Genomic DNA, 1225 nt, shown 5'->3' on the forward strand with positions numbered 1-1225 from the left:
CTCGCAGGCGCCTGATCGCAGCATTCTCCGAAACTTGCCGAAGAATGAAATGCCGTCCGGCCTCTGCTACGATCTCTCCCACCTTGACTGCGAACCCTGCCTCCGCGTCGCGCACCACTGCGCCCGTGCGCCCAGACAAAACTTCTCCATCCGGCAGCAGAACATCAAACGCCGTACCGGCACCTTTGACCAGGGTGATATCGGCATTCAACCAGCGAGGCGGCACTTGCAACAGGTCTAGGCGCAGACGCTCCCCACCACGCGCATAGCTCCGCAGGACGCCAACATCAGGCAACGGGAATCCAACACGTGTCAGGCCATAGCCCACCACGGGGAGGTATTTGGGATAGGCACGCCAGTCGAGGTTCAGATCGGCGACAGCTTTTCCAAGCACCATTCTCGAGCGCATGATCTCAATCTCGGTAACGCTCTCTGGTGCGTTTTCGACGAGATCGGAAAGGCCATCCGGAAGGGAGAGCTGCCCGCTCTTTTCCTCAAGCTGTAGCAGGGCGTCGGCTTGATAGGTGGGCGGTGTCATCAGGAGGTAGAAGACCCCAACTGCGATCGAGAACACCGTGATGACCGCGATCCAGACCTTTCCGGCCCAGAGGCTCATGATCAGGGCAGAGAGGTCGATTTCGTCGTCATTTCCCTGCGCGCCAAGGCTCTTGTTCAGGTTCGACATGTCTCTACTTTCCGTTCGGGGCGAGCTTCTGTGCCCAGCTTTCCGCACCAGCTTCTATCATTCCGAAGACAAGCTCATGAAGGTCCTCGGAGCGGCGGAACGGGTCGGGTATTCCTTTGCGCTCCGTCCATTGGTCGAAGAGCATCACCTTCCCCGACAGGTGCGGGTTGGTATTCGCAATCTTCTGTTTATGCTCTGGTTCCATAACGAGGATCAGATCATACCCTTCCCCGAGGGCGGCATCGAACTGGCGCGCCTTATGGCCCTCCAGTGAAACACCGTGGCGTTCGGCCACCGCCGCCGCCGTTTCGTCAGCAGCATGATCGACCAGAGCGCCGAGCCCGGCCGATTCCACTCGTAAACCTGGCAATTTAGCCCTCAGGATCCGTTCACCAACTGGCGAGCGACACACATTTCCGATGCACACAACCAAAATACTATTCATACGAGACACCTCATGTGTCGTCAGTCGGCGAGATCGTCCAGGTTTCTAACTGCTACGACGGTGGGCAACAGACCGGTGATCGTGTCGTTCCAGCG

General features: G+C 58.3%; 2 protein-coding genes. Both read right to left on the minus strand.

Translation table 11 applies throughout. The features are described from left to right. Positions 1–685, minus strand: a 685-nt coding sequence (locus R1W01_RS18370) for a Wzz/FepE/Etk N-terminal domain-containing protein (RefSeq protein ID WP_317275466.1), incomplete at its 3' end; no start/stop codon positions are given. A 4-nt stretch (positions 686–689) separates the two neighbouring features. Beyond that, entirely contained in the window at positions 690–1130 is a 441-nt protein-coding gene (locus tag R1W01_RS18375; protein WP_243614861.1) for a low molecular weight phosphotyrosine protein phosphatase, read from the minus strand. Positions 1131–1225: the final 95 nt, after the last annotated feature.

The sequence above is a fragment of the Shimia sp. FJ5 genome, assembly GCF_032918335.1.
Lineage (GTDB): Bacteria > Pseudomonadota > Alphaproteobacteria > Rhodobacterales > Rhodobacteraceae > Shimia > Shimia aestuarii_A.